The following is a 22,746-nucleotide window of genomic DNA, read 5'->3' as shown; positions in this document are numbered from 1 at the left end:
GGTCCGGCGAATGCTAAGCAGCCGTGTCCTAACAATCCAATACCATTGCTTCCGATCCGCATAACACGGGGTTATGCGGTGCAAAGACCCGGCGAGGGCCCCATGAACCTGCGGCAGATCGAAGTTTTCAGGGCCACCATGCTGGCCGGTTCGGTGACCGATGCGGCCAGGCTGCTGCACGTGTCGCAGCCCGGTATCAGCCGCATGCTCGGGCATATCGAGTTGCAGCTGGGTGTGCGTTTGTTCGAACGCAACAAGGGGCGCCTGCAGCCGACGCCGGAGGCGCACGCGCTGTTTGCCGAGGTGGAGCAGGTGTACCTCGGCGTGAACCGCATCAAGGAGCGCGCCGGTTCGCTGCGCGCGGGCGGCGGCCAGACCTTGCGGGTGTTGTCCAGCCCCAGCCTCGTGCTGGAGCTGCTGCCCAATGCGATCGCGAGCGTGGTGGCGGATTTTCCGGAGGCCAAGCTGCACGTCGAATCGCATTTGAAGCGCGACATGACGCGCCTGCTCGCGCGCGGCGAAGCCGACGTGGGCTTCAGCAACCTGCCGATCGACCACCCGCCGCTGGTGTCCGAGGTGGTGGGGCAATGGACGCTGAGCTGCGTGATGCCCAAGGGGCACCGGTTCGAGAAGGCGGCGAGCGTGTCACTTCGCGAGGTGCTGGGTGAGACGCTGATCGCCTTCAGCCCGGACACGCCGCAGGGGCTGTTCGTCGACATGGCGCTGCCCGAGCAGTTGCAGACCGCGCGCTCGCAGATCGAGGTGCGCTCGGGTCAGGTGGCCTGTGCGCTGGTGGCCTCGGGCTGCGGCATCGCGGTGGTCGACAACCTCACGGCGCGGGCCTGGACCAGCGACAAGCTGAGCTTTCGCCCGATCCGCCGCGCGCCGGTGCACAAGATCTACCGCCTGCGCAACCCGAACTTTCCCAGCTCGGCGCTGGAAGACGAGCTGGTCAAGCGCTTTCGCCGCTTGGCCGCGCGTCAGCCCGTCGACACGTCCAGGCGGTAGCGCGCGCCGTTGCCATTCTCCGCATCCAGCGCGTTGGCCCGCAAGGTCCAGCGCTGCCGGTGGTGTGCCGCCAGCGTGGAGCGGTGCGCGATCGACACGATCGCGCCATGCGCCTGCTTCACCCGGTCGACCAGGCGCTGATAGATCGTGGCCTCGGCCTCTTCGTCGAGCGCGCTGGTCGCTTCATCGGCCAGCACCCAGGCCGGTTTCTTCAGCATCACGCGCGCAATCGCCAGGCGTTGGCGTTCGCCGCCGGAGAGCTTCTGGCCCCAGGCGTCTTCGCGGTCGAGCTCGTCGGCCAATGCGGGCAGCAGCGCAGCGTCGAGTGCGTCCTTCAGTTCGGCGTCGGTGTACTGGTCGGCCGGGTCGGGGTAGGCCAGCGCGTCGCGCAAGCGGCCATCCGGGAAGTAGGGCCGCTGCGGAATGAACATCGCGTTCTTTGGCAAGCCCACGCGGCCCAGCGCGTGGGGCCAGATGCCCGAGATCGCCCGGAACAGGCTGGACTTGCCGCTGCCCGAGGGGCCGTGCAGCAGCACCGTGTCGCCGGGCTTCACGCTCAGGTCCACGCCGGCCAGCAGCGTGCTGCCGCCGGGCAGCGCGACGGTGAGGCCTTGCGCGGTGATGCCATCGGACGACTCGGTGAGGGACAGGTCGTCGCGCGTTTCCGATTGGTGCTGCAGGCTCTTCTCGAAGCCGATCAGACGGTCGGTGGTGGCCTTCCACACCGCCAGCGCCATGTAGTTGTCGACCAGCCACGAGAGCGAGTCCTGCACGCGCCCGAAGGCCGAGTTGATCTGCATCAGCTGGCCGAGCTGGATCGCGCCGCTGAAGTAACGCGGCGCGGCCACGATCATCGGGAAGATGATGGCGGCCTGCGAGAAGAAGCTGCTGAACCAGGTGAGTTGCTTCTGGTTGCGGATGAGGTTGAAGTAGTTGCCCATCACGTCCGCGAAGCGCAGGTCGAGGTGGCGGCGCTCCACGCCTTCGCCGCCGTCGAGCGCGATCGATTCGCTGTACTCGCGCACGCGCACCATGTGGTGGCGGAAGTTGGCTTCGAGCATCTGCTGCTGAAAGTTCAGCCGCACCTGGGGCCGCCCGATCCAGTGCGCGATGGCACTGCCGATCACGCAGTACAGCACCGCGGCCCACACCATGTAGCCCACGATCTCCCATTGCCCACCGCCGAAGAAGGCGGGCGCGGTGAAGCTGAGCGAGCCGCTGAGCGTCCACAGGATGCCGACAAAACTCACCAGCGTGATGAGCGCGTTGAACATGCCCATGGACAGCGTCACGGTGTAGCTGGTGAAGAGGTTCAGGTCTTCCTGGATGCGCTGGTCCGGGTTGTCGGGGTTGCCGTGTTCGTCGTCGGTGAAGCGCGCCAGCTCCATGCGGTAGAACGCCTTGTGGGCCAGCCAGCGGCCCATGTAGTGGTCGGTGAGCCAGACGCGCCAGCGCAGCTGCAGGATCTGCGTGAGGTAGAACTTGTAGACCGCGAGCACGATGTAGATCAGCGCGAGCCAGCCAAAGCGCCCGATCTGCTGCCAGAACACCGGCTGGTCCTTGGCCTGCAGCGCGTCGTAGAACACGCGGTACCACTCGTTGATCTGCACCAGCATGTAGACCGTGCCGAGGTTGAGCAGCACCACCGCCAGCAACAGGCCACGCGCGCGCCACTTCTCGTTGGACTGGAAGTACGGCATGGCGAAAGCGCCGATGCCCTTGAGCGTGGGCCAGAGCCTGGCGGGGCGGGGGGCGGCGTCGGTTGGCATCGTTGTCGTCGTCATGAAGGGGCCCAGGGAAGGTCGGGCGCAGACGGCGCCCAGTCAAGGCGCATCGTAGCGGGTCGCATGGCGCGCACGCTGAGGCCAGGCTTAGCGGAGTAGGCCTTCAAACACGGAGCCGAATACACATCGAGGCAGGCGGGAGGGGCAGCCCTCCAGGGGCACCAAGGGTCCGGCTACGCCGGCCCGAGGTTCCGTCCCCCCCTCGAAGCGCCGAAGGCGCGCCACGGAGGGGGGAAGCCGCGCAGCGGCGCAGGGGGTGTTTAACGGTTACTGATGCCGCTGGCCACGTGCCCGGCGGGCACGTGCAGCGCGGCCGACTCGATGTGGCCGGTCTGGTCGTCGAAGAAGAAGTCGGGCTCGAACTCGCGCAGGAACTCGCCCTTGGGCAGGCCGCCGAGGAACATGGCTTCGTCGACGTCGATGTTCCAGTTCATCAGCGTGCGGATGGCGCGCTCGTGCGCCGGTGCGCTGCGCGCGGTGACGAGCGCGGTGCGCACGCGCATGAGCGGCGTGCCCTCGCTTTGCAGGCGGTGCAGGGCTTCGAGCAGGGGCTTGAACGGGCCACCCGCGAGCGGCAACGCGGCCTTGCTGGCCTCGTGCTCCTGGAACGCCGAGAGGCCCTGCGCCTGGAAGACGCGCTCGGCCTCGTCGGAGAACAACACGGCGTCGCCGTCGAAGGCGATGCGCACTTCGTTCGGGTGTTCGGTGCTTGCGTGCACCGACTGCGGGTACACCTGCGCGGCGGGCACGCCCGCTTCGAGCGCGGCGCGCACGTCGGCCAGGTGGGTGGAGAGGAACAGGTTGGCGCGCAGCGGGCGCAGGTAACGCCAGGGCGGCTGGCCGCGCGTGAAGCTGCCGCGCTGGATCGGCAGGCCGTAGTGCTTGGCCGAGCGGAACACGCGCATGCCCGAGACCGGGTCATTGCGCGAGAGGATCACCACTTCCACGCGCTGCGCGTCGGCATCGTTGAACGCGAGCAGCTTGTGCACCAGCGAGAACGCCACGCCGGGCAGCGCGGGCTGTTCCAAACGGTCGAGCTGCAGCTTCATGTAGGCGCGGTCATCGCCGGTTTCGAACAGGCGGTTCTCTTCTTCGAAGTCGAACAGGGCGCGGGAGGAAATGGCGACGACGAGCTTGCCGTCAAGGGAAACACCCATGTTCAGGTCACGAGTTGGTTGAGCTGGATGATCGGCATCAGCACGGCCAGCACGATCAGCATCACCACCAGGCCCATGCCCACGATCAGCAGTGGCTCCAGGATGGTGGCCATGTGCATGGCGCGGCGCTGCACCTCGTCGCCGAGTTGCTTGGCGGCGCGTTCGAGCATGGCGGGCAACTGCCCGGTCTGTTCGCCCAGGCGCGCGAACATCGACACCAACGGCGGAAACCGTTTCTTGCTGCCCAGCGCCGAGGCCAGCGGCGCGCCTTCGCGCACCAGCACCTGCGCGTCGAGCGCGTCGGCGCGCATGGCCTGGTTGGACAGCGTGTCGGCGGCGGTCTGCAGCGCGCGCAGGATCGGCACGCCCGCGGCCGCCAGCATGGCCAGCGTGGCGGCGAAGCGCGCCGCGTTGTAGCCGCGCGCCAGACGGCCCACGAGGGGCAGGCGCAGCCAGGTCGCGTCCATGCTCAGGCGGATGGCTTCGTTGCGGCGGGCGAACACCACGCCGCCCACGCCCAGCACCAGCACGGCGAGCATGAGCCAGCCGTACGAGCGCACGAAGTCGCTCAGGCCGAGCATCACCACCGTGAGGAAGGGCAGGGCGCGCTTGCTGCCGGCAAACACGTTGGCCACCTGCGGCACCACGTACGACACCAGGAACACCACGATGACGATCGCCACCAGCGTGACGATGGCGGGGTAGAGCGAGGCCGCCACGATCTTGTTCTTCAGCGCTTCGCGCGATTCGAGGTCGTCGGCCAGGCGTTCGAGCACCGTGCCGAGCAGACCGCTCTGTTCGCCCGCGGCGATCACGCCGGTGTAGATGGGCGAAAACTCGCGCGGGTGTTGCGACAGCGCGCGGGCAAAGGGCGAACCGGCATTGACTTCGGAGCGCAGCGAGGCCATGAGGTTGCGCTGCTTCTCGTCTTCGGCTTCTTCGGTCAGCGCCGAGAGCGCGCGCTCCAGCGGCAAACCGGCGGAGACCAGGCCGGCGAGCTGGCGCGTCCAGACCGCGAGCGTGGTGGCGCTGAAGGCCCGGCCGCCCCAGAGCGTGATGTTGAAGCCCCTGGACGATGCGCCGCCTGCCGCACCCATGGCGGGCTCGACCAGCAGCGGCACCAGCGAACGTGCGCGCAACATGCTGCGCGCCGCGCGCGCGGTGTCGGCGTCGATCAGGCCTTTCTGCGTGGCGCCCTGTGCGTCGAGGGCTTCGAAGGTGTAGGCGGGCATGTGGGTCGAATGGGCGTAGGTGCCGGCCTGTTCAGTCGCGCGTCACGCTCATGACCTCTTCGGGCGAAGTGACGCCTTGGTCGATCAGCCGCTGACCATCGGCACGCATGGAGCGCAGGCCAGCAGCCTCGGCCGCCACATAGACCTGGCTTTCGGCGGCACGGTTGTGGATCAGCGCGCGGATCTGGTCGTCGGCCACCATCAGCTCGTAGATGCCAGTGCGGCCCTTGTAGCCACTCTGGTTGCAATGCTCGCAGCCCACCGGGTGCCACAGGCCCTTGTCGTCCTGGCGGCGGCAGTGCGGGCAGAGCTTGCGCACCAGCCGCTGCGCGAGCACGCCCAGCAGGGACGAACTCAGTAGGAAGGGCTCGACGCCCATGTCGGTTAGGCGGGTCACGGCGCTGGGGGCGTCGTTGGTGTGCAGCGTGGCGAGCACGAGGTGGCCGGTGAGCGAGGCCTGGATGGCGATCTGCGCGGTTTCGAAGTCGCGGATCTCACCGATCATGATCACGTCCGGGTCCTGGCGCAGGATGGCGCGCAGCGCCTTGGCGAAGGTGAGTTCGATGCGCGAATTCACCTGCGTCTGCCCCACGCCGGGCAGCTCGTACTCGATCGGGTCTTCCACCGTCATGATGTTCTGCGTGCTGGCATCCAGGCGTTGCAGCGCGGCGTAGAGCGTGGTGGTCTTGCCCGAGCCGGTCGGGCCGGTCACGAGGATGATGCCGTGCGGTTGGCCGATGAGCTTGCGAAAACGCCCGAGCACGTCGCCCTGCATGCCCACGGCTTCCAGGCTGAGCTTGCTCTCGCTCTTGTCGAGCAGGCGCAGCACGGCGCGTTCGCCATGCGCGCTGGGCAGGGTGGACACGCGCACGTCGACCGCGCGCGTGCCGATGCGCAGCGAGATGCGGCCGTCTTGCGGCAGGCGTTTCTCGGAGATGTCGAGCTCGGCCATGATCTTCAGGCGCGAGATCAGCGCGGCGTGCAGCGCGCGGTTGGGTTGCACCACTTCGCGCAAGGTGCCGTCCACACGGAAGCGCACGCTCGAATGGCGTTCGTAGGGTTCGATGTGGATGTCGCTCGCGCCGTCGCGCGCGGCCTGCGTGAGCAGCGCGTTGAGCATGCGGATGATGGGCGCGTCGTCGGCGGTCTCCAGCAAGTCTTCGATCGCCGGCAGGTCCTGCATCATTCGGCTGAGGTCGGCATCGCTTTGCACCTCGCTCACCACCGCGGCCGCGCTCGATTCGCCTTGCGCGTACGCCGCGCTGATGCGCTGCTTGAGCACGTCGCCGCTTTCCCAGCGGATGTCGTTCACCGGGTGCTGGCGCAGGATTTCGGACAGCGCCGAGAGGCGCCGCGTCTGCGCGCCCGAGTCGCTGGCCGGCGTGCTGCTGCCCAGCAGGGTCAGCGTGGTGCCGTCGTCCTCGATGAGCCAGTGGTGCTCACGGGCGAAGGCATAAGGCAGCGGGTACTTCACGGCCGCGGCCTCACCGCTGCGGCGCCGGCGTTTGCGGCGGCGGGTTCACCGGCGGCGTCGTGAGCGGGTCGGCCAGCGAGCGCACGGGCGGCTGGCCCTCGCGGTTCGCGGGGAACGTGCCCGGTGGCGCTTGTGGCGGCATGATCGCCGATTCGTTCACGCCCAGCACGCCGCTTTGTTTGGGCTGCGAGTCCTTCTGCACCGAGCGCATGAGCTCGTAGCGATCGAGTGCCAGGGTGCTGGTTTCGCGCGCATCGCGCATCACCACCGGGCGCAGGAACACCATGAGGTTGGTTTTGCGGCGCGAGCGCGTTTCGCTGCGGAACAGGCCACCGACAAAGGGCACGTCGCCCAGGCCTGGGACCTTCTCCTGGTTGCCCGCGTATTCGTCCTGCAGCAGGCCGCCGAGCACCACGATGGCGCCGTCGTCGACCAGCACGGTGGATTCGATGGTGCGCTTGTTGGTGATCAGCCCTGTGGTCGAGTTGACCGAGGAGGCCACCACGTTGCTGACCTCCTGGAAGATGGTCATCTTGATGGTGCCGTTTTCGCTGATCTGCGGCTTGACCCGCAGCGTCAGGCCCACGTCCTTGCGCTCGATGGTCTGGAACGGATTGACCGAGCCGTTGTTGGCGCCGGTGTTGGTGAACTGGCCGGTCACGAAAGGCACGTTCTGGCCGATCACGATCTTGGCTTCTTCGTTGTCCAGCGTGAGCAGGTTGGGGGTGGAGAGGATGTTGCCTTCGCCGTTCTCCTGCAGGAAACGCGCGAGGAAACCGAGCACGTACACGCCGTTGGTGCGGCGCGCCAGGCCGGCGTTGAGGCCAGGCGCTGGCGTGGCGTTGCCTTGGGCGAGTTCGAGGATGTTGCGGCCGGCGGTGCCGAAGTTGGTGCCGAGCAGACCGATCACGCGGTCGCCGTTGTTGCCGAGCGCGCCCTGCCACTGGATGCCGAACTCGGCCGCCTTTTCGGCATTGACCTCGGCGATCAGGCTTTCCACGTACACCTGCGCGCGGCGCGAATCGAGCTGGTCGATGACGGCGCGCAACTGGCGGTATTGCGGTTCGGGCGCGGTGATGATGAGCGAATTGGTGGCCGGGTCGGCCTGGATCTGGCCACCGGTCGAGGGCGCGGCGCTCGGGGACACCGATGCCGTGGCCGCGTTGCTGGCGGTCGTCATGGAGGTGGCGTTGGCGCCGGTCGGCGTCAGGGCCAGACCCGCGCGGTTGAGAGGGCTACCGCTGCTGATGCCGCTGAGCCCCCCCGATGATTCACCCGAGATGGCCGCGCGCAACGTGGCGGCCAGGGAGGTGGCGTCGGCGTTCTTCAGGTACACCACGTGGATGTTGCCGCTCACGTTTTGCGACGAGGGTTGGTCCAGTTTCACCACCAGTGCGCGCACCAGCGCCACGCGCGCCGGGTTGGCCGCGCGCAGCACCAGGCTGTTGCTGCGGGGCTCGGCCACCAGCGTGGTCTTGTACGAGGGGTCGGCCTGTCCCGCGCCGCCGGCGGCCGCCGGGTCGATCAGGCGCGTGACCAGGGCGGCCAGGTCGGCCGCCACCGCGTGTTGCAGTGGAATGACCTCCACGTCGGTCGCCCCGGCCACGTCGAGCGCGGTGATGATGCGGCCGATGCGCTGCAGGTTGTCCGCGTAGTCGGTGATGACCAGCGAGTTGTTGCCGGGGTTGACGTTGATGGTGTTGTTCGGCCCGATCAGCGGGCGCAGCACCGGCACGAGGTTGTTGGCCGACTCGTGGTTGAGCCGGAAGATCTGCGTGACCACGGTGTTGGACGCGGGCAGGGCCGAGACCGCGCCGGCGCTCACCACGTTGCCCTGCAGCTTCGCGTCGGCCTCGGGCACGATCTTGTAGAGACCCCCGGTATCGACGATCGAGAAACCTTGCAGGCGCAGCACGGCCGCGAACTGGTTGAGCGCGGCGGTGGGGGAGACGGGCCGCTCGGTGGACAGGTTGACCGTGCCCTTGACGCGCGGATCGACCACCACGTTGCGCCCGGTGATGGTGGCCATGGTGCGCGCCACCGATTCGATCTCGGCGCCCACGAAGTTGAGCACCACGGGCTCGCTGGCCGCGCGCGCGCCAGTTTGTGAAATGCCATTTCCCGATGCCAGACACAGAGCGAGCGCCAGTACCGTGAGCACGCCGCCGTGGGCAGCACGGCCCGGAGCGACTCGGAGAGGGTTCGGTTTCATGTGCGGATCGTATCTTGGTTGAGGGGTGGCGTGTGGGCGCTTGATGAGGTCATCAGCCAATGCTGAGCAGCGAGCGCGAGCCCTGCCGTCGGCCCATGATGTTGAGCAGGTTGCCCAATGCGGTTTCGGCGCCGGGCTCGGCTTCGGCCGCACCCTGGAAACGCAGACGCCCACCGACCCAGCTGCCGGCGCCTTGCAGCCTGAGTGCGCCGCTGAGGGTTTGCAGGTCCAGCGTGGTGGTGTTGCCGTCGGCTTCGGCGCGCATGGTCATGCGGTAGCTGCCCAGGGGGCGCAGGGTGGAGAGGCGTGAAGCGACGTCGAGGGCTTCGACCGAGGCCTCACCCTGCAGGCTGGTGCGGCCCTGGTCCCAGCGCAGCGTCATGCCGTCGGTGTGCAGGGCGAGCTGGCCTTCCACGCGCAGCGTGTTCCAGGGCGTGCCCAGACCGGCGAGCAGCTCGGCCGGCCACAGGCTGGTGGACTTGGCGATGCGCAGTTCCGCGCCGCCCAGGCGCGGGATGAGGGTGAGGTCCATCGGCTCGGGCGTGCAGCAGGGGGCTTCGAGCCGCAGCGCCGCCGCGGGCCGGCCCGACGCCAGCGTGGGCGCCAGGCGCCACAACATGCCCTGGGGCAGCGCGGTCTGGGTGCGGCTGCCTTCGCCACCGGTGAACACCACGTCGGCCTGGCCGTTCCACACCGTGCCGCGCGCGTTGAGCAACTGCAACTGGCCGTTGGTGGCCGAGGTCACGCTGCTGGCCAGCCAGCGGGCGGGGGCAAAGACGATCAAGGCCACTAACAGGCCGAGCAGGCCTCCGATCCAGGCCAGGCGCACGGGCCACACGCCGTTCATGGGGTGCCGCTCAGACCGGGGCCGGTCAGGACGAGCGTGCCGCTCCACCCGGGGCTGCCGGCTTCGCGGGTGATCTTGCTTTCCAATGGCAGCAGGCGGGCGTTGATGCGTACCTGCGTCAGCCATTGCGCCAACGCTTCGGGCGGCGTGTTGCGCAGCGTGATCGTGACGCGATCGCCAAGCACGGACAGCTGTGCCGTGCCGGCCAGGCCGTTGGTGGCGGTTTCGAGCGCGCGCAGCACTTCGTCGCGCCCGGGTGGTTGGGCGCTGCTCTGGCCGCGCACCGATTCGGCGGTGGCGGCCAGGCGCTGCATCTGTGCGAGTTGTGTGTCCACCCGGGCATGGCGTGCCGGGGCCTGACTCAGGGTGTTGATGGCCGGGGCCACCGCCAGCCACCAGAGCAGGCCCAGGCCGATGACCCAGGCCGCGATGGTGACCGCGCTGCGTTCGCGTGGCGACAGGCGTGACAAGGCGGCGGACAGCGCCAGTGTGAACCGGGCGACAGGAGAGGTGGGTTGGGTGGTGGCCACGGTGTTCGGTTCAGAGTTCCGGCGGCCGAAGGGCCAGCTCGCTGCCATCGAAGCGCGCGCGCCAGCCGCTTTGTTCCAGCGTCTGTTGCAGCGCGCGCAGTTGTTCTTCGCTGGCGCGCCAGCCCGAGAAGCGGCCTTCGCCGGTGTTGTAGGCGATGACCGAGGGCGTCAGGGCGTCGCCCGCCGCGGCCTGGTCGATGGCGGCGAGCAGGGTTTCGAGGTCACCCGCCGACAGTGCGCCGCTGGCCGCCTGCAGGCGCGCGACCTCGCGCTGCATCTGCACCGGTGCGTCGAGCACCACCGTGACCTGCGGAAAGCTCTTCTGCAGCGTCTGCACGATGGCCTGCTGTTTGTCGTTGAGCGTGCTGCGTTCGTGCCAGGCGGCGGCGTTCAAGCCCACGAGTTGCACGCCGACCAGGGCGGCAAAGCCCCAGCGCGCCGGCCGCCACGCCGGGGCATTGCGCCATTGCCGAAAACTGCGCTTGAGCCGCTGGCCGCGCCGTGCGCCGGCCGACAGGCTCAGGTCGAACTGCGCCAGGTTCCAGTCGGACTGGGCGCAACGCAGCAGCCAGGCCGGCTGGGCCACCAGTTCGAAACGCTGTTGCAGCACCTGTTCGGCCTGTTGCGCCACCGAGGGATCGGCGAGCCAGACGTCGAACTCACCAGGCGCGCCCGGCGCATCGCTGGCCGGGGGCATGAGGGCGGTGACCACCATGTCGGCGGCCGTGCCGTTGCCCATGGGCGTCTCGCGCACGGGCGCGCAGCTCACGCCGAGCAAGCCCGCGCTGCCCAGCCAGATCTGGCCGTTTTCGTTGTACGCCCAGTGCACGTTGGAGGGCACGTCCAACCCGAAGCTGCGCGAAGCGCCCGGCGTGGCCCCCGGCGCTTCGGCGGGCACCAGCGGCCACAGAGCGGGCGCAATGCGCCCCACCGGGCGGCTGGCGGATTCAAGGACTTGCAGCCAGCCACGCAGCCAGACACGGTCGCATGCCGCAACCCAGACCGTCTGGCCCGAGCGGCCGCCGGGCTCCAGGGCAAAGTGCAGGTCGGCCGTGTCGGCCAGCAGGCGGTCTTCCAGCAGGCCGTCGAGCGCGGCACGCAGACGGGCCTGGGCGACCTTGGGCAGGGACACGCGGTGCCACGACACCGAGCGCGGCGGCAGCACCAGCACCACGTCGTCGTCGCGCGGCAGCAGCGAGGCAGCACACTGGCCATGGCCGGTGATCTGCTGGCCATTGCTGGATGTCGCCCAGTCGAACAGGGCGGTGGGCCCTGCGGCCGGCGCGGCGGAAAAGTCCGAAGGGGCGACGATCAGCACAGTGATCCAGTCATGCGAAAGGGTTGCTGGGGCAAGAGTGCACCATTCTAGTTACTGTATGTGTCAGCGACCATGCATGTTTCAGGGCCTGGCGAAGCGCTCGCGCCAGTTCACGCGCACGTCCAGGTTGTTGCGCACCACCAGCGAACGCTCTTCGATGATGGTGTTGTCCAGCCGCAGGCGCCCGCGCACCTCGAAGTGGTTGCTGCGCACACCGTGGTAGAGATCGGACAGCTGGGCCTTCAGGTCGGGCAAGGCGGTGGTCACGTCGGCCAGGCTCTTGAAGGGCTCGCGCCCGCGCATGGCGATGAGTTGGCGCGCCTGCGCCAGGTCCAGGTCGGGCACGCTGGCCGAGAGCGCTTGTGCGCTGGCGGTGTTGAGGTTGAGCGTGGTGCGGGCGGGCAGCACGGCCACATGCATCTCCAGCACGGCCAGGCTGGCACGGCCGATGCCCAGCCAGGCCAGCTGCGAAAACTTCTTCGGAACCAGGGCGGTGCGCGAAGGCAGTGGGTCGTTCAGCGCCAGGCTCATGGATGTGCGCAACTCGTTGGCGGCGGCATTGAGTTCCGAGGTCGGCAGGCCCAGCAGTTCGTACAACTTGCTGAAGCTGCGCATGTCGGCCTCGGACAGCTCCACCTTGGCCTGCGCGCCGCTTCCCACGGTGCGCACGATGTTGAGGAAGTTCATGCGCGATTGCATGTCGATCACCTCGCCGGAGAGGAAGGCTTCGCGCATGTCGTCGGTGTTGTTGTTCTTGTCGGCGGCCAGAAAGCTGGAGAGGCGCGCCTCTTCGAGCGGCGTGGCCCAGGGTTCGCCCAGGTGGTCGGCGTTGCCGCTGGTCTGGTTGTCGCGCGCGTCCTCGCGCAGGATCAGGCGCGCCCAGTCGAGCGCGCCGGTGAGGATCCAGCCGGCCTGCATGCGTTGCCGCTCCGCCTGCTCCACCTCGGCGGCGCGCCACTGTTGCCAGAGCGCGGCGGCGGCCAGCGTGGCCACCAGCGTGACGACCAGCATGGCGAGCAACAGCGCCGCGCCGCGTTGGCGCGCCGCGGGGGGGCGTTTGTGTTTCACCGGCCCGCCTCCAGCGTGGGGCGCACCCAGTCGCGCACCAGGCTGCCGTTGAGGCCTTCGCCCGTACCCAGCACCAGTTCCAGGCGCACGCCGTTGGGCATGCCGCTGCCCGTGGGCGTGGTCTCGACGCCCCCCACCGGCTCCTCGTTGCCGGTGGAAGACTGCGGGTTGCCCCAGGTTTCGCCGCGGTGGTAGAAGAGCTGCCAGTTGTCGATGCCCAGCAGGGCAATGGCGCTGTCGGTGCCGGGATTGCCCGTTTGCGAGGGCAAGGCGCCGCGGCCCCATTCGGCCGCCCGCTGCCAGGCGCGCGCCAGCTCGTCGCGCCGCAGCAAGGGTCCCGATTGCCAGCGCACCCACTGGCCGCTGGCGCTACTGCTCGAAGAGATGACGGGCAGGCCCGCGAGCGCCACACCGGTCAGGCGTGTCCAGGCGACGACGCGGATGCCGCGGCTGTCCAGGCCGGTTTCGCCGCTGTCGCGCCGCGTCATGCGCAGCACCTGGCCATTGAAATCGAGTGGATTCACCTCCCCGGTGTCGATCAGCGCGTCCAGATCGGTCGCCCATTGGCCCATGGCCGCCTGCATGCGCAGAAGATCGTCGGCGCGCTGCTGGGTGAGGGTTTGCGTGCGCGTCATGCCGTCGAGCGAACGCCAGCTCAACAGCGCGAGCATGGACATGACCACGATCGCCACCAGCAACTCGATGAGGGTGAAGCCGCGCGCGCTCTTCATGCTCAGTAGCGGCCCATGATGGTTGACAGGGTCAACAGACGCACCCGCGTGCCATCCACCGCGGCTTCCACCACCGCATCCACGCGCCGGAAGTTCGGGTTCGGCGTGGGCAACACCGACAGGTGCACCTGCATCTCGCGCCCGGCCTGCGCGCAGGCGGCATCGCTCTCGCCGGTACCGGGCAACTGGCGCAGCAGCCGCAGCCGCGTGAGTTCATTTTCGGCGCAGAGCTGCGCCAGCCATTGGTCGCTTTGCCGTCCCGCCGCGCGCGTGAGCGCACCCGTGGCCTGCAGGCCGGTCGACAGCGTGATGGCCACCACGGCGAGCGCCACCAACACCTCGATCAAGGTGAATCCGCGTGAGAGGCGTTTCATGGTGCGGGGCTGAGCACGGTGAACGGTGAGAGGCCGTCCGTGCCCAGCGTGATCCTGCGCTCGCCTTGCGCCAGCACGAGGCGCTGGGCCGGGATGAGGGGCTCTGGCCCGAGGACCAGGGACTGGGCCCCGGGCGGCTGGATCACCAGCGCCTGGGTGTCCTGGCTCAGCCAGGGGCGCGGTCCGGTCGACGTGCCACGGCTGCCCTGCTGGGGCAGACCAATGAATTCAAAACCCTGCGGTACGCCGCGCCACACCACGGGCAGGCCGCTGGTGCGCGACTGCGCGCGCGCCGATTCGAGCAGCGCCGACAGCCGCAGGCCTTCTCGCTCCAGCCGTGTGGCGTCGGTGTCGCGCATGGCCATGCTCACACCGGCGGTGGCCAGTGCCACGATCACCAGCACCACCATCAGCTCGAGCAGCGTGAAGCCGAGGGTTTTGCTGCGCATGGGATGGCTTCACGCAGCGCGCAACACCGGGCCGGCCGCCGGGCCGCCCCCAAGGCAGGCCCAGCCCCCTTGGGGGGCAGCGACCCGCGCAGCGGTGGAGCGTGGGGGCGCCATGTTCACTGCCAGCTGCCAATGTCGGCTTCTTTGCCTTCGCCGCCGGCTTGCCCATCGGCGCCGAGCGAGAGCACGTCCACTTCACCCTTGAGGCCGGGGTTGATGTACTGATACGGACGGCCCCACGGGTCGGCCGGCAGCTTGTCCAGGTACGGGCGCCAGTTGGGTGGCGTTGGCCCGGCCGATGGCTTGGCCACCAGCGCATTGAGCCCCTGTTCACCCGTGGGGTAGCGCTGGTTGTCGAGCCGGTACAGCTTGAGCGCCTGCATGAGGTTGTTGACGTCGGTCTTGGCGGCGGTCACGCGTGCGTCGTCGGCGCGATCGAGCACGTTGGGCACGATCAGCGCGGCGAGCACGCCGATGATGACCAGCACCACCATGAGCTCGATCAGGGTGAAGCCGCGCCGCAGGGCGCGCAGGGTTCGGGAGGGCAGGGGGGTGGTCAGGTGTGGCATTCAATCTCCCGCGGACAGGGGCCCGAAATGGCCTTGAAGAGAAGGCCGAAAAACACGGTGGTCGATCATAATGCGCGCATGAAAAAGAAGGTTCCTGCGTTCGGACATTCTGGCTTTCTCATGGAAAGCCCGGCCGCGCTGCTGACGGCAGGGGGGCGTGCACCGACGCTGGCGGCCGGGCTGCTGTGGCTGGCCGCGGGACTGAGCGCGGGGTACTGGGTGTTGTTGGCCTGGGGCCAATCACCTGTCACGCCGGTCTCGGGCGTGGCGCCCGTGCAGGTAACCGCCGATGCCGCGGCGGTGGCCCGCACATTGGGTGCGTTGCCGGCAAACACCGCGTCCAACGCGGCCCCTGCCGCGCCGCCACGCTACAACTTGTTGGGCGTTGTGGCGGTGGGTGCGCAAGATGGCGCTGCGCTGATCGCCGTGGATGGCCAACCGCCCAGGCCCTACCGTGTTGGCGCACCACTGGATGGTGGCCTCGTGCTGCAAGCCGTCACGCGGCGCACGGTGCGGTTGGGCCCTGCGCTGGGAGCACCCACCACGGTGGAGTTGACGCTGCCCGAGCTGGCGGAGCGATCCTGAGCGCTTGAGTGGAGAGGTTGGCTGGATCGACGCCAGCGGCGGCCACCAACGCGAGCGGGCTGAAGCCTCAGCGCTCCAGCAAGGCCTGTGCGGTCAGCAACAGCGGCCAAGCCATCAAGGCACCGGTGCCCTGCGCCAGGCGCACGCCCAGGTCCAGCAGCGGCTGCGCTTGCAAGTGAATCAACATCAGACGATGGCCTGACTCCGCTGAGCGGTGGCTGAACACCAGGTAGTCGGCGGTCGCTGGGACCAGACCGCGAGCCACCAGCGCCGCTGCGCTTGCCACATAGCCGTCCACCAGCACCACGCGCCGTTCACTGGCGGCTTGCAGCATGGCGCCCGCCATCATCGCGATCTCGAATCCGCCCAGCGCGGCCAGCGCGTCCAACGGCCCCAGGGCCTTGCGGTGGCGACTTGCCCCGGCCGACAGCTTTTCCAGCCGCTGCTGGAGCTCGCTGTCGCTCAGGCTTTCGCCTTGAAAATCGTCGCGTCCACAGGCATCGGCCAGCGGCACCCCGCACAGGCGGGACAGCAACAGCGAGGCACTCACTGTGTTCGCCACGCCTTCGTCGCCCAGTGCGATCACATTGCCCGGCAGATGCCGTACCACGTCCATGCCGGCATGCAGTGCCGAGATGGCCTGGATCTGGGACATCGCTGGCCCGATCATCAGGTTGCGGGTGCCGTAGCCGATCTTTCGCAACAACAGCGGCGCCTTGCGCCGCGCGTCCTCGGGCAGGGTGACGTGTGAGGCCACGCCGGCGTCCACGACCGTCACGTCAAAGCCATGCAGCTGCGCCAGTGCGCTCACCGGTGCAGCCCCCAGCAGCAGCTGCATCACATGCTCGCAGGTCATGGACTGAGCGAGCTCGGACATGCCTTCGTCGGCGATGCCGTGGTCGGCGGCGAACACGACCAGTTGCGGCGAGTCAAAGGCCAGCAGATCGAACGCTAGCGGGCTCCCATGCTGGATGCGCGCGAGCTGCAGCACCAGCGGCTCCATGCGGCCCAGCACATTCTCCGGAAAGCCCGCGGGCGTGAGCCGCCGGCGCACGGTGTGGTCCAGCATCGTGTCGCTGGTGGGGGCGATGTGGGGCAGCTTGAGCCCCGTGGGCAGCGCGACTGGCAGCTCGATGGTTCGACGGGTGATCGGTTCGAAGACGGGATCAAGTGCCATGGCGCAGGGTCAACTTTTCAGGAACAGACGGTATACCGGATTGCCTGTTTCCTCGACATATGGATAACCCAGTGCGTTCAGGAATTTGTCGAATGCCTTGTGGTCCTTCTGTGGCACCTGAAGGCCGACCAGGATGCGGCCGTAGTCCGCGCCCTGGTTGCGGTAGTGGAACAGGCTGATGTTCCAGCCCGGGCGCAGCAGATTCAGGAACTTCAGCAGTGCGCCCGGACGCTCCGGGAACACAAAACGCAGCAGGCGCTCGTCGTGCGCGAGCGGCGAATGCCCCCCCACCATGTGCCGGATGTGCTCCTTGGCCAGCTCGTCGTGCGTCAGGTCCAGCGTTTCAAAGCCGTGCTTGATGAGGGTCGCAGCGATCTTGGTTGACTCGCCTTTGCCGTGGGTGGTGAGGCCGACGAACACATGGGCCTGGCTGCCGTCGTGGATGCGGTAATTGAACTCGGTCACGTTGCGCGCGCCGCCCGGCAGCTCGCCGATCACCTCGCAGAAGCGCCGGAAACTACCGCGTTCTTCGGGGATCGTGACCGCAAACAACGCCTCGCGCTCTTCGCCCACTTCGGCGCGCTCGGCCACGAAACGCAGCCGGTCGAAGTTCATGTTGGCGCCACACAGAATGGCCGCGTAGGTCTCGCCGCGCGTCTTGTGCGTCGCAACGTACTGCTTGATGGCCGCCACCGCCAGCGCCCCGGAGGGTTCGACGATGCTGCGCGTGTCCACGAACACGTCCTTGATGGCGGCGCACACGGCATCCGTGTCCACGGTGATGAAGCCGTCGACCAGGTCGCGGGCGATGCGGAAGGTTTCCTCGCCCACCAGCTTGACGGCGGTGCCGTCCGCGAACAGGCCGACATCGGGCAGCGTCACGCGTTGCCCACCCTGAACCGACTGGAGCATGGCGTCCGAATCGTTCATCTGCACCCCGATGACCTTGATTTCGGGTCGCACGGCCTTGATGTAGTTGGCCACGCCGGAAATCAGGCCGCCGCCGCCGATGGCCACGAACACCGCGTCGAGGTGGTCGGAGCCCAGGCTTTGCAGCTGGCGCAGGATTTCCATGGCGATCGTGCCCTGGCCCGCGATCACGTCCGGGTCGTCGAATGGGTGCACGAAGGTGAGCCCCTGCTTCTTTTGCAGGGTCAGCGAATGTGTGTACGCATCGGAGTAGCTGTCGCCGTGCAGCACGACTTCACCGCCAAAGCCACGCACCGCATCGATCTTCACCTGGGGCGTGGTGGTCGGCATCACGATCACGGCGCGCGTGCCCAACTTGCGCGCCCCGAGCGCCACACCCTGGGCGTGGTTACCGGCGGAGGCGCAGATCACGCCCTTTTTCAACTGCTCGGGCGACAGGTGGGCCATCTTGTTATAAGCGCCGCGCAACTTGAAGCTGAACACCGGCTGCTGGTCTTCGCGCTTGAGCAACACTGTGTTGCGCAGCCTGCGGCTGAGGTCGGTCGCGGTTTCCAGCGCCGATTCCACCGCCACGTCATAAACGCGAGCGGTCAGAATTTTTTTCAAGTAGTCTGCGGGCCCCATCAGGGTGAGCGGCGAAGCGCTCTGTGAATTGCGTTGTTGTGGGGGGCGGGCAGACGTGGATGGCATGTGGTTCCTCGGCGCACATCATATCGGGGCGAAAAAAAGCCCGGTCTGGCAGAACCGGACCGGGCTTAAATCCACCCGTGGAGGGTAGAGGAGACAACCGTAAATACAATGACGCCAGTATAACGCGCTTATGCTGCATTGCAACAATGTAAGCCGCATTTCTATGATTTTTAGAGCGCCTTCCCCAATAGCGTTGGATCTTTCACGACAGGACACACCATGGAATGCACCGTCACCTGGACCGGCGCGGCCGGCACCCGCTCCCACATGGGCTTCACTGCCGAGACCGGCACGGGCCATGTGATTGCCATGGATGGCGCGCCCGACGCCGCCAAGCCCGAGAATGGCGGTGCCAACCTGGCGCCTCGTCCCATGGAGACCGTGCTGGCAGGCACGGGCGGCTGCACCGCTTACGACGTGGTGCTCATCCTCAAGCGCGGCCGGCATGATGTTCGGGGCTGTTCGGTCAAACTCACCACCGAGCGCGCTGAAACCGACCCGAAAGTGTTCACCAAGATCCACATGCACTTCAGCGTCAGCGGCAAGGGCATCCCGAACCTGGCCGTCGAGCGCGCCATCGCCATGAGCCACGACAAATACTGCTCGGCCAGCATCATGTTGGGCAAGACTGCGGAGATCACCACCAGCTTCGATTTGCTGGAGGCTTGAGGTTCTTGCGGGGCGCGCCGTTCAGATCCGGTGTGCCACCGTCGTCATCACTTTCGCGGCGGCTCGCATCAGCGCCTTCGCTGGCCACGGCAACGCCACCGCGCCGGCATGTTCGGCCTCGCGTGCATGGCGCGCCTCGTCATCCTTCATCTGCGCCACGATCGCCCGGGACGCTTGGTCCGTGGCGGGAAGGCGGTCCATGTGGCTGGCGAGGTGCGCCTCCACCTGGCGCTCGGTTTCCACCACAAAACCCAGGCTCACGCCCGTCCCCATGCGTCCGGCGAGCAGGCCCAGGCCAAACGCACCGGCATACCAGAGCGGATTGAGCAGCGAGGGACGCGCACCGAGCTCTTCGAGACGCGCCTCGGTCCAGGCCAGGTGATCGGTCTCCTCCCGTCCGGCCGCCTCCAGCTGCAGGGCCAGCGCTTCGTCTGGCCTTTTTCCCGAGCCACGCGGCCAGCGGGCCGCCAGCGCCTGCGCGGTGTAGAGCGCCTGCGCGCAAACCTCGCCCACGTGGTTCACACGCATGAGTGCGCCCGAGAGTTCTCGCTCCGTCGCGTCGAGTTCGGAATCCGTGGCGCGCTCTGGCAGCGTGGGGCACTCGCGTGAAGCCCGTGGGGTCACGAACAGGGTGCGCAACGCCGCATCGGCGGTGATCAGCAGGGCATCGGTGGGGGTGCGCATGGTGTTGAGGGTTCCAGTGGAATGTGCAGTGGTGCGCCCATGCTGCCACGGTTCGGATGGACCGCGATGAATCGGTTCGGCCGGTCCTGTGGGTCGTCTGGACGTCCGGGTAAACACCAGCTTCGTGGCAACGGTGCAACGGATGCACCGTTGTAACGGCGCAAATGAGCATACCAACATGGCGCCTCGGGAAACTTTCTGATGCAATTGGCGCAGCTTCCTGAATGGAGGTTGGCTCGGTGGCAAAGACCCCCGGCCCTTTTTAAACCCTTGGAGAAACCTTCCATGAAAAAGACCCTGATCGCTCTGGCCGCCGTGGCAGCCACCAGCGCCGCATTCGCACAATCCTCCGTGACCCTGAGCGGTACCGTTGACGTCGGCCTCGAAGACCGTGGTGGCCGCGTGAGTCCTCTGGAAATGACGTCCAGCCGTCTGGGCACCAGCAACTGGACCATTTCCGGCACGGAAGATCTGGGTGGCGGTTTGAAGGCCATCTTCAAGGTGTCGACCTCCTTTGACGCCAGCAATGGCACCACCGCCGGCAACGTGCTGGGCAACAACGACATGTTCGTGGGCCTGCAAGGTGGCTTTGGTACCCTGAAGCTGGGTCGTTCGTTCAACCCCACCTTCTTCTACGCACTGACCGCCAACAGCACCAAGGGTGTGACCGGCTACAGCACGCGTAACAACACCCTGTTCACCAACGCCGTGTACGTTGACAACCAAGTGCTGTACCAGACCCCGACCTTCGGTGGTTTCAGCGGCCAGATTTCGTACGCTCCTTCCGAAGCTGCTGGTGTTAACGCACACCGCGCTTTCGGCGTGTCCTACGCCAACGGCCCTGTGGCTGTGAACTTCGCTTACTCGAAGAACGTGGGCCAAGTGGAGCCGGGCATGACCTCCCTGCGTCTGTTCGCCGCTTCGTACAACTTCGGCGTGGCCAAGTTGCTCTTCTCGTACAACGATCGCGCCAACGTCGCATCCAATGGCGACAACGACTGGGCGTTGGGTGTGACCGCTCCTGTGGGCCCTGGCGAACTGTGGGCTTCCGTTGACGCTAGCGAAGCTGGTGCTGGCACCACCCGCGTGATTCACGGCGGCTACAAGTACTTCCTGAGCAAGCGCACCACGGCTTACGTGAACCTGGGCCGCAAGAAGAATGCTCAAGTGGGCTTTAACGGCTCGCCAGCTGACAAGGCCATCACCGGCTGGGGCGTGGGTCTGGCCCACAACTTCTGATCGTTTGCTGGCCTAGTGCCAGCATCTTGATCAGCGGCAAAGCCGCCTGTTCGCGAGAACAGGCGGCTTTTTTCTGTGGAATGTTGTAGGTCGATGGCCTCAGAGGTGGCATCTGGTTGTTGCAGCAGGGCAACGAAAAGTGCAGAACTTGCCCCGTTTTGCAGGGCTTACCCTAGGACCGGTGGGCTTTCCCCCTAACATCCATAAGTCAGTTTTTTCTAACTTGTGGTGTGTCACCGCAATATTCTTAAGGAAGTAACCATGAAAAAATCCCTGATCGCTTTGGCCGTTCTCGGCTCTGTGGCCGGTGTCGCTCAAGCGCAGTCCAGCGTGACTCTGTATGGTTTGATTGATGCCTCCATCGGCTCGAACAAGACCTCCACTTCGCTTGGTGGCGTGACCGCCTCCCAGCGCGTTACGTCCCTGGACAGCGGCAACTTCTCCACCAGCCGTTTCGGCCTCAAGGGCACGGAAGATCTGGGTGGCGGTTTGAAGGCCAATTTCCAGCTGGAGCAAGGCTTCAACGCTGACAACGGTACTTCGCAACAAGTCGGCACTGCCTTCAACCGCCAATCGTGGGTGGGTCTGTCGGGTGGTTTTGGTGAAGTGCAATTGGGCCGTGCATGGACGCCTTACGACGACACGCGCGCCATGGCGAACGATACGTTCAACGCCAACAGCGCTGCATCGTTCCGCACCTGGGTGGGCTACTACGATCGCACCTCCAACGGCATTCGCTACAACACCCCTAGCTTCGGTGGTTTCTCTGCTGCGGTTGCCTACGCATTGGGCGAAGACGAAACCGCAGCAAACAGCCGTTCAAGCTTGACGTCGTTCAGCCTGAACTACGCCAACGGCCCACTCGTGGTGGGCTTCGCCCACCAGGGCGAGCGCGACAACAGTGCTTCGACCATCTTTGACGATGTTTCCGGTCTGGTCGGTCTGTCTCCCAGCAAGCGCACCTACACCTTGCTCAACGGTTCCTACGACCTGGGTGTTGTCAAGCTGATTGCTGGCATCAACCACGTCAAGGGCACCTCTGATGCGGTCCCTGGCGCTGAGGCGAAAGCCAAAGAGTTCAACATCGGTGCTGACTTCCCTCTGACCAGCGCTCTGGCGGTGGGTGTCGGCTATGCACAGTCCAAGCTTGAATTCAATGGCACGGACATTGGCAAGGCAAAGGGCTACTCGGTCCTGGCCAAGTACAGCCTGTCCAAGCGCACGTTCACGTATGCCTCGTTGAACCACAACAAGTTCTCTGACGCCGCGACCAGCGACTACATCAAGAACACCGGTTTCGCTCTGGGTCTGCAGCACTCGTTCTAAATCGACGGCTGAATTTTTCAGCTAGAGATTCGAAAAAAACCCACCGTGGCAACACGGTGGGTTTTTTGTTGGCGATTCGCTGAAGCGAATCGATGACCGCTACTTACTTGGTGGGAGCGGTGGCTTTTTTGTCCGTGGCCTTCTTCTCGGCCACAGGCTTCATGCCAGCCTTGAACGTGTCGCCATTCACGGTCAAGCCTTCCGACGACAGCTTGACGGCGCGTTTACCCCCGATCCCCGGTACCCTCTGGATCAGGTCGTCCCAGTTCTTGAAGGGCGAGGCTTTGCGTTCCTCCAGGATCTTGGCGGATGTGCCGGGTCCGATGCCTTTGATACTGTCAAGATCGGCCACCGTGGCGGTGTTGATGTCGACAGCCGCGAAACTGGCGGCGGCGAAAAGTGACAGCAAGCAAGCAATCGATTTTTTGAACATGGATTCCTCCGTTTAACGTTTGTGATGCCATGGGGTGCCCGTTCGCAGCATTCCCATGGTTGAAGCCAACCAACGGCTTCAAGCATGAATTTAAACCTAAAGAATTTACTTTTATTAAATTCGGCAATGAAAGTTTTGGTTTTATTGCCATTTGACTTATCTGGGTGTTTTGTGGATTGGAAGAGAAACGCAGTCTCGCTGGTGGGTATGGTTTTCGCCGCCGCGACATTGCTTGGGTGTGCGGGATGGCCGTCGGGGGC

22 protein-coding genes are annotated in these 22,746 nt (G+C 66.5%); 5 read left to right on the top strand and 17 right to left on the bottom strand.

Translation table 11 applies throughout. The annotated features are described in order from the left end of the window. The first annotated feature begins 102 nt into the window (after positions 1-102). Positions 103-1,008, top strand: a complete 906-nt coding sequence (locus tag FFS09_RS11825; RefSeq protein WP_137919075.1) for a LysR family transcriptional regulator — start codon at positions 103-105, stop codon at positions 1,006-1,008. Here FFS09_RS11825 and FFS09_RS11820 read toward each other — a convergent pair. From FFS09_RS11820 to gspG, 13 genes are all read right to left on the bottom strand, one after another. Next, entirely contained in the window at positions 981-2,708 is a 1,728-nt protein-coding gene (locus FFS09_RS11820) for an ABC transporter ATP-binding protein/permease (RefSeq protein ID WP_252374338.1), read from the bottom strand. The two genes, FFS09_RS11825 and FFS09_RS11820, sit on opposite strands and share 28 nt — an antisense overlap. 344 nt (positions 2,709-3,052) lie before the next feature. Then, on the bottom strand, positions 3,053-3,949 hold the full coding sequence (locus FFS09_RS11815; RefSeq protein WP_137919074.1) for a 5'-nucleotidase: 897 nt from the start codon (positions 3,947-3,949) through the stop codon (positions 3,053-3,055). A gap of 2 nt (positions 3,950-3,951) precedes the next feature. Continuing rightward, positions 3,952-5,181 (bottom strand): type II secretion system inner membrane protein GspF, encoded by a 1,230-nt coding sequence (gspF, locus tag FFS09_RS11810; protein WP_137919073.1) that lies wholly within the window; start codon positions 5,179-5,181, stop codon positions 3,952-3,954. 31 nt (positions 5,182-5,212) lie between these two features. Further along, on the bottom strand, positions 5,213-6,655 hold the full coding sequence (gspE, locus tag FFS09_RS11805) for a type II secretion system ATPase GspE (RefSeq protein WP_137919072.1): 1,443 nt from the start codon (positions 6,653-6,655) through the stop codon (positions 5,213-5,215). Positions 6,656-6,665: 10 nt separating this feature from the next. Further along, positions 6,666-8,867, bottom strand: coding sequence for a type II secretion system secretin GspD (gene gspD, locus FFS09_RS11800; protein WP_137919071.1), 2,202 nt, complete (start codon positions 8,865-8,867; stop codon positions 6,666-6,668). A gap of 52 nt (positions 8,868-8,919) precedes the next feature. After that, complete coding sequence (gspN, locus tag FFS09_RS11795) at positions 8,920-9,714, bottom strand: type II secretion system protein N (protein WP_137919070.1); 795 nt, start codon at positions 9,712-9,714, stop codon at positions 8,920-8,922. After that, the gene (locus FFS09_RS11790; protein WP_252374336.1) at positions 9,711-10,244 is read right to left on the bottom strand and encodes a type II secretion system protein M; all 534 of its coding nucleotides are present in this window, start codon (positions 10,242-10,244) and stop codon (positions 9,711-9,713) included. Before FFS09_RS11790 ends, gspN begins: the two co-directional genes overlap by 4 nt. 10 nt (positions 10,245-10,254) lie before the next feature. Then, on the bottom strand, positions 10,255-11,562 hold the full coding sequence (gspL, locus tag FFS09_RS11785; RefSeq protein ID WP_137919068.1) for a type II secretion system protein GspL: 1,308 nt from the start codon (positions 11,560-11,562) through the stop codon (positions 10,255-10,257). Between the two features lie 81 nt (positions 11,563-11,643). Continuing rightward, positions 11,644-12,630 carry a type II secretion system minor pseudopilin GspK gene (gene gspK / locus FFS09_RS11780; protein ID WP_252374335.1) on the bottom strand — a complete coding sequence of 329 codons (987 nt, stop codon included), beginning with the start codon at positions 12,628-12,630 and terminating at the stop codon, positions 11,644-11,646. Beyond that, complete coding sequence (locus FFS09_RS11775) at positions 12,627-13,361, bottom strand: PulJ/GspJ family protein (RefSeq protein ID WP_137919067.1); 735 nt, start codon at positions 13,359-13,361, stop codon at positions 12,627-12,629. The genes gspK and FFS09_RS11775 overlap by 4 nt, the downstream gene beginning before the upstream one ends. Before the next feature lie 2 nt (positions 13,362-13,363). Then, positions 13,364-13,735: a type II secretion system minor pseudopilin GspI gene (gene gspI, locus FFS09_RS11770; RefSeq protein WP_137919066.1), complete on the bottom strand. Its 372-nt coding sequence runs from the start codon at positions 13,733-13,735 to the stop codon at positions 13,364-13,366. Further along, positions 13,732-14,184 carry a prepilin-type N-terminal cleavage/methylation domain-containing protein gene (locus tag FFS09_RS11765; protein ID WP_137919065.1) on the bottom strand — a complete coding sequence of 151 codons (453 nt, stop codon included), beginning with the start codon at positions 14,182-14,184 and terminating at the stop codon, positions 13,732-13,734. The genes gspI and FFS09_RS11765 overlap by 4 nt, the downstream gene beginning before the upstream one ends. A gap of 116 nt (positions 14,185-14,300) precedes the next feature. Continuing rightward, positions 14,301-14,753, bottom strand: a complete 453-nt coding sequence (gene gspG / locus FFS09_RS11760) for a type II secretion system major pseudopilin GspG (RefSeq protein ID WP_137919064.1) — start codon at positions 14,751-14,753, stop codon at positions 14,301-14,303. Positions 14,754-14,831: 78 nt separating this feature from the next. Here gspG and FFS09_RS11755 point away from each other — a divergent pair, with 78 nt between their 5' ends. Further along, positions 14,832-15,338 (top strand): type II secretion system protein N, encoded by a 507-nt coding sequence (locus tag FFS09_RS11755; RefSeq protein WP_252374334.1) that lies wholly within the window; start codon positions 14,832-14,834, stop codon positions 15,336-15,338. A gap of 67 nt (positions 15,339-15,405) precedes the next feature. Here FFS09_RS11755 and FFS09_RS11750 read toward each other — a convergent pair whose 3' ends face one another. Continuing rightward, complete coding sequence (locus FFS09_RS11750; protein WP_137919063.1) at positions 15,406-16,515, bottom strand: nicotinate-nucleotide--dimethylbenzimidazole phosphoribosyltransferase; 1,110 nt, start codon at positions 16,513-16,515, stop codon at positions 15,406-15,408. 9 nt (positions 16,516-16,524) lie between these two features. Beyond that, positions 16,525-18,069: a threonine ammonia-lyase, biosynthetic gene (ilvA, locus tag FFS09_RS11745; protein WP_137919159.1), complete on the bottom strand. Its 1,545-nt coding sequence runs from the start codon at positions 18,067-18,069 to the stop codon at positions 16,525-16,527. Positions 18,070-18,354: 285 nt separating this feature from the next. Between ilvA and FFS09_RS11740 the strand changes: the two genes are divergently transcribed. Further along, positions 18,355-18,804, top strand: coding sequence for an OsmC family protein (locus FFS09_RS11740; RefSeq protein WP_137919062.1), 450 nt, complete (start codon positions 18,355-18,357; stop codon positions 18,802-18,804). 21 nt (positions 18,805-18,825) lie between these two features. On the opposite strand, the gene coq7 is transcribed toward FFS09_RS11740, so the two are convergent. After that, positions 18,826-19,488: a 2-polyprenyl-3-methyl-6-methoxy-1,4-benzoquinone monooxygenase gene (coq7, locus tag FFS09_RS11735; RefSeq protein ID WP_137919061.1), complete on the bottom strand. Its 663-nt coding sequence runs from the start codon at positions 19,486-19,488 to the stop codon at positions 18,826-18,828. A 285-nt stretch (positions 19,489-19,773) separates the two neighbouring features. On the opposite strand from coq7, the gene FFS09_RS11730 reads away from it, so the two are divergent. Both FFS09_RS11730 and FFS09_RS11725 read left to right on the top strand, forming a co-directional pair. After that, entirely contained in the window at positions 19,774-20,727 is a 954-nt protein-coding gene (locus tag FFS09_RS11730) for a porin (protein ID WP_171019988.1), read from the top strand. A 261-nt stretch (positions 20,728-20,988) separates the two neighbouring features. Beyond that, positions 20,989-22,053, top strand: a complete 1,065-nt coding sequence (locus tag FFS09_RS11725) for a porin (RefSeq protein ID WP_137919059.1) — start codon at positions 20,989-20,991, stop codon at positions 22,051-22,053. A 103-nt stretch (positions 22,054-22,156) separates the two neighbouring features. Here FFS09_RS11725 and FFS09_RS11720 read toward each other — a convergent pair whose 3' ends face one another. After that, the gene (locus FFS09_RS11720) at positions 22,157-22,486 is read right to left on the bottom strand and encodes a ComEA family DNA-binding protein (protein ID WP_137919058.1); all 330 of its coding nucleotides are present in this window, start codon (positions 22,484-22,486) and stop codon (positions 22,157-22,159) included. Between the last annotated feature and the right edge of the window lie 260 nt (positions 22,487-22,746).

The organism is Hydrogenophaga sp. 2FB (genome assembly GCF_005503365.1).
In the GTDB taxonomy this organism is placed as follows: Bacteria; Pseudomonadota; Gammaproteobacteria; order Burkholderiales; family Burkholderiaceae_C; genus Hydrogenophaga.
This window is presented reverse-complemented; position numbering and strand designations above follow the sequence as displayed.

What these genes read in the sequence shown, in the direction of transcription:
- FFS09_RS11825 (WP_137919075.1), top strand. Translation starts at nt 103, where the DNA reads ATGAACCTGCGGCAGATCGAAGTTTTCAGGGCCACCATGCTGGCCGGT.
- FFS09_RS11820 (WP_252374338.1), bottom strand. Translation starts at nt 2,708, where the DNA reads ATGCCGTACTTCCAGTCCAACGAGAAGTGGCGCGCGCGTGGCCTGTTG.
- FFS09_RS11815 (WP_137919074.1), bottom strand. Translation starts at nt 3,949, where the DNA reads ATGGGTGTTTCCCTTGACGGCAAGCTCGTCGTCGCCATTTCCTCCCGC.
- gspF (WP_137919073.1), bottom strand. Translation starts at nt 5,181, where the DNA reads ATGCCCGCCTACACCTTCGAAGCCCTCGACGCACAGGGCGCCACGCAG.
- gspD (WP_137919071.1), bottom strand. Translation starts at nt 8,867, where the DNA reads ATGAAACCGAACCCTCTCCGAGTCGCTCCGGGCCGTGCTGCCCACGGC.
- gspN (WP_137919070.1), bottom strand. Translation starts at nt 9,714, where the DNA reads ATGAACGGCGTGTGGCCCGTGCGCCTGGCCTGGATCGGAGGCCTGCTC.
- FFS09_RS11775 (WP_137919067.1), bottom strand. Translation starts at nt 13,361, where the DNA reads ATGAAGAGCGCGCGCGGCTTCACCCTCATCGAGTTGCTGGTGGCGATC.
- gspI (WP_137919066.1), bottom strand. Translation starts at nt 13,735, where the DNA reads ATGAAACGCCTCTCACGCGGATTCACCTTGATCGAGGTGTTGGTGGCG.
- FFS09_RS11765 (WP_137919065.1), bottom strand. Translation starts at nt 14,184, where the DNA reads ATGCGCAGCAAAACCCTCGGCTTCACGCTGCTCGAGCTGATGGTGGTG.
- gspG (WP_137919064.1), bottom strand. Translation starts at nt 14,753, where the DNA reads ATGCCACACCTGACCACCCCCCTGCCCTCCCGAACCCTGCGCGCCCTG.
- FFS09_RS11755 (WP_252374334.1), top strand. Translation starts at nt 14,832, where the DNA reads ATGAAAAAGAAGGTTCCTGCGTTCGGACATTCTGGCTTTCTCATGGAA.
- FFS09_RS11750 (WP_137919063.1), bottom strand. Translation starts at nt 16,515, where the DNA reads ATGGCACTTGATCCCGTCTTCGAACCGATCACCCGTCGAACCATCGAG.
- ilvA (WP_137919159.1), bottom strand. Translation starts at nt 18,069, where the DNA reads ATGGGGCCCGCAGACTACTTGAAAAAAATTCTGACCGCTCGCGTTTAT.
- FFS09_RS11740 (WP_137919062.1), top strand. Translation starts at nt 18,355, where the DNA reads ATGGAATGCACCGTCACCTGGACCGGCGCGGCCGGCACCCGCTCCCAC.
- coq7 (WP_137919061.1), bottom strand. Translation starts at nt 19,488, where the DNA reads ATGCGCACCCCCACCGATGCCCTGCTGATCACCGCCGATGCGGCGTTG.
- FFS09_RS11730 (WP_171019988.1), top strand. Translation starts at nt 19,774, where the DNA reads ATGAAAAAGACCCTGATCGCTCTGGCCGCCGTGGCAGCCACCAGCGCC.
- FFS09_RS11725 (WP_137919059.1), top strand. Translation starts at nt 20,989, where the DNA reads ATGAAAAAATCCCTGATCGCTTTGGCCGTTCTCGGCTCTGTGGCCGGT.
- FFS09_RS11720 (WP_137919058.1), bottom strand. Translation starts at nt 22,486, where the DNA reads ATGTTCAAAAAATCGATTGCTTGCTTGCTGTCACTTTTCGCCGCCGCC.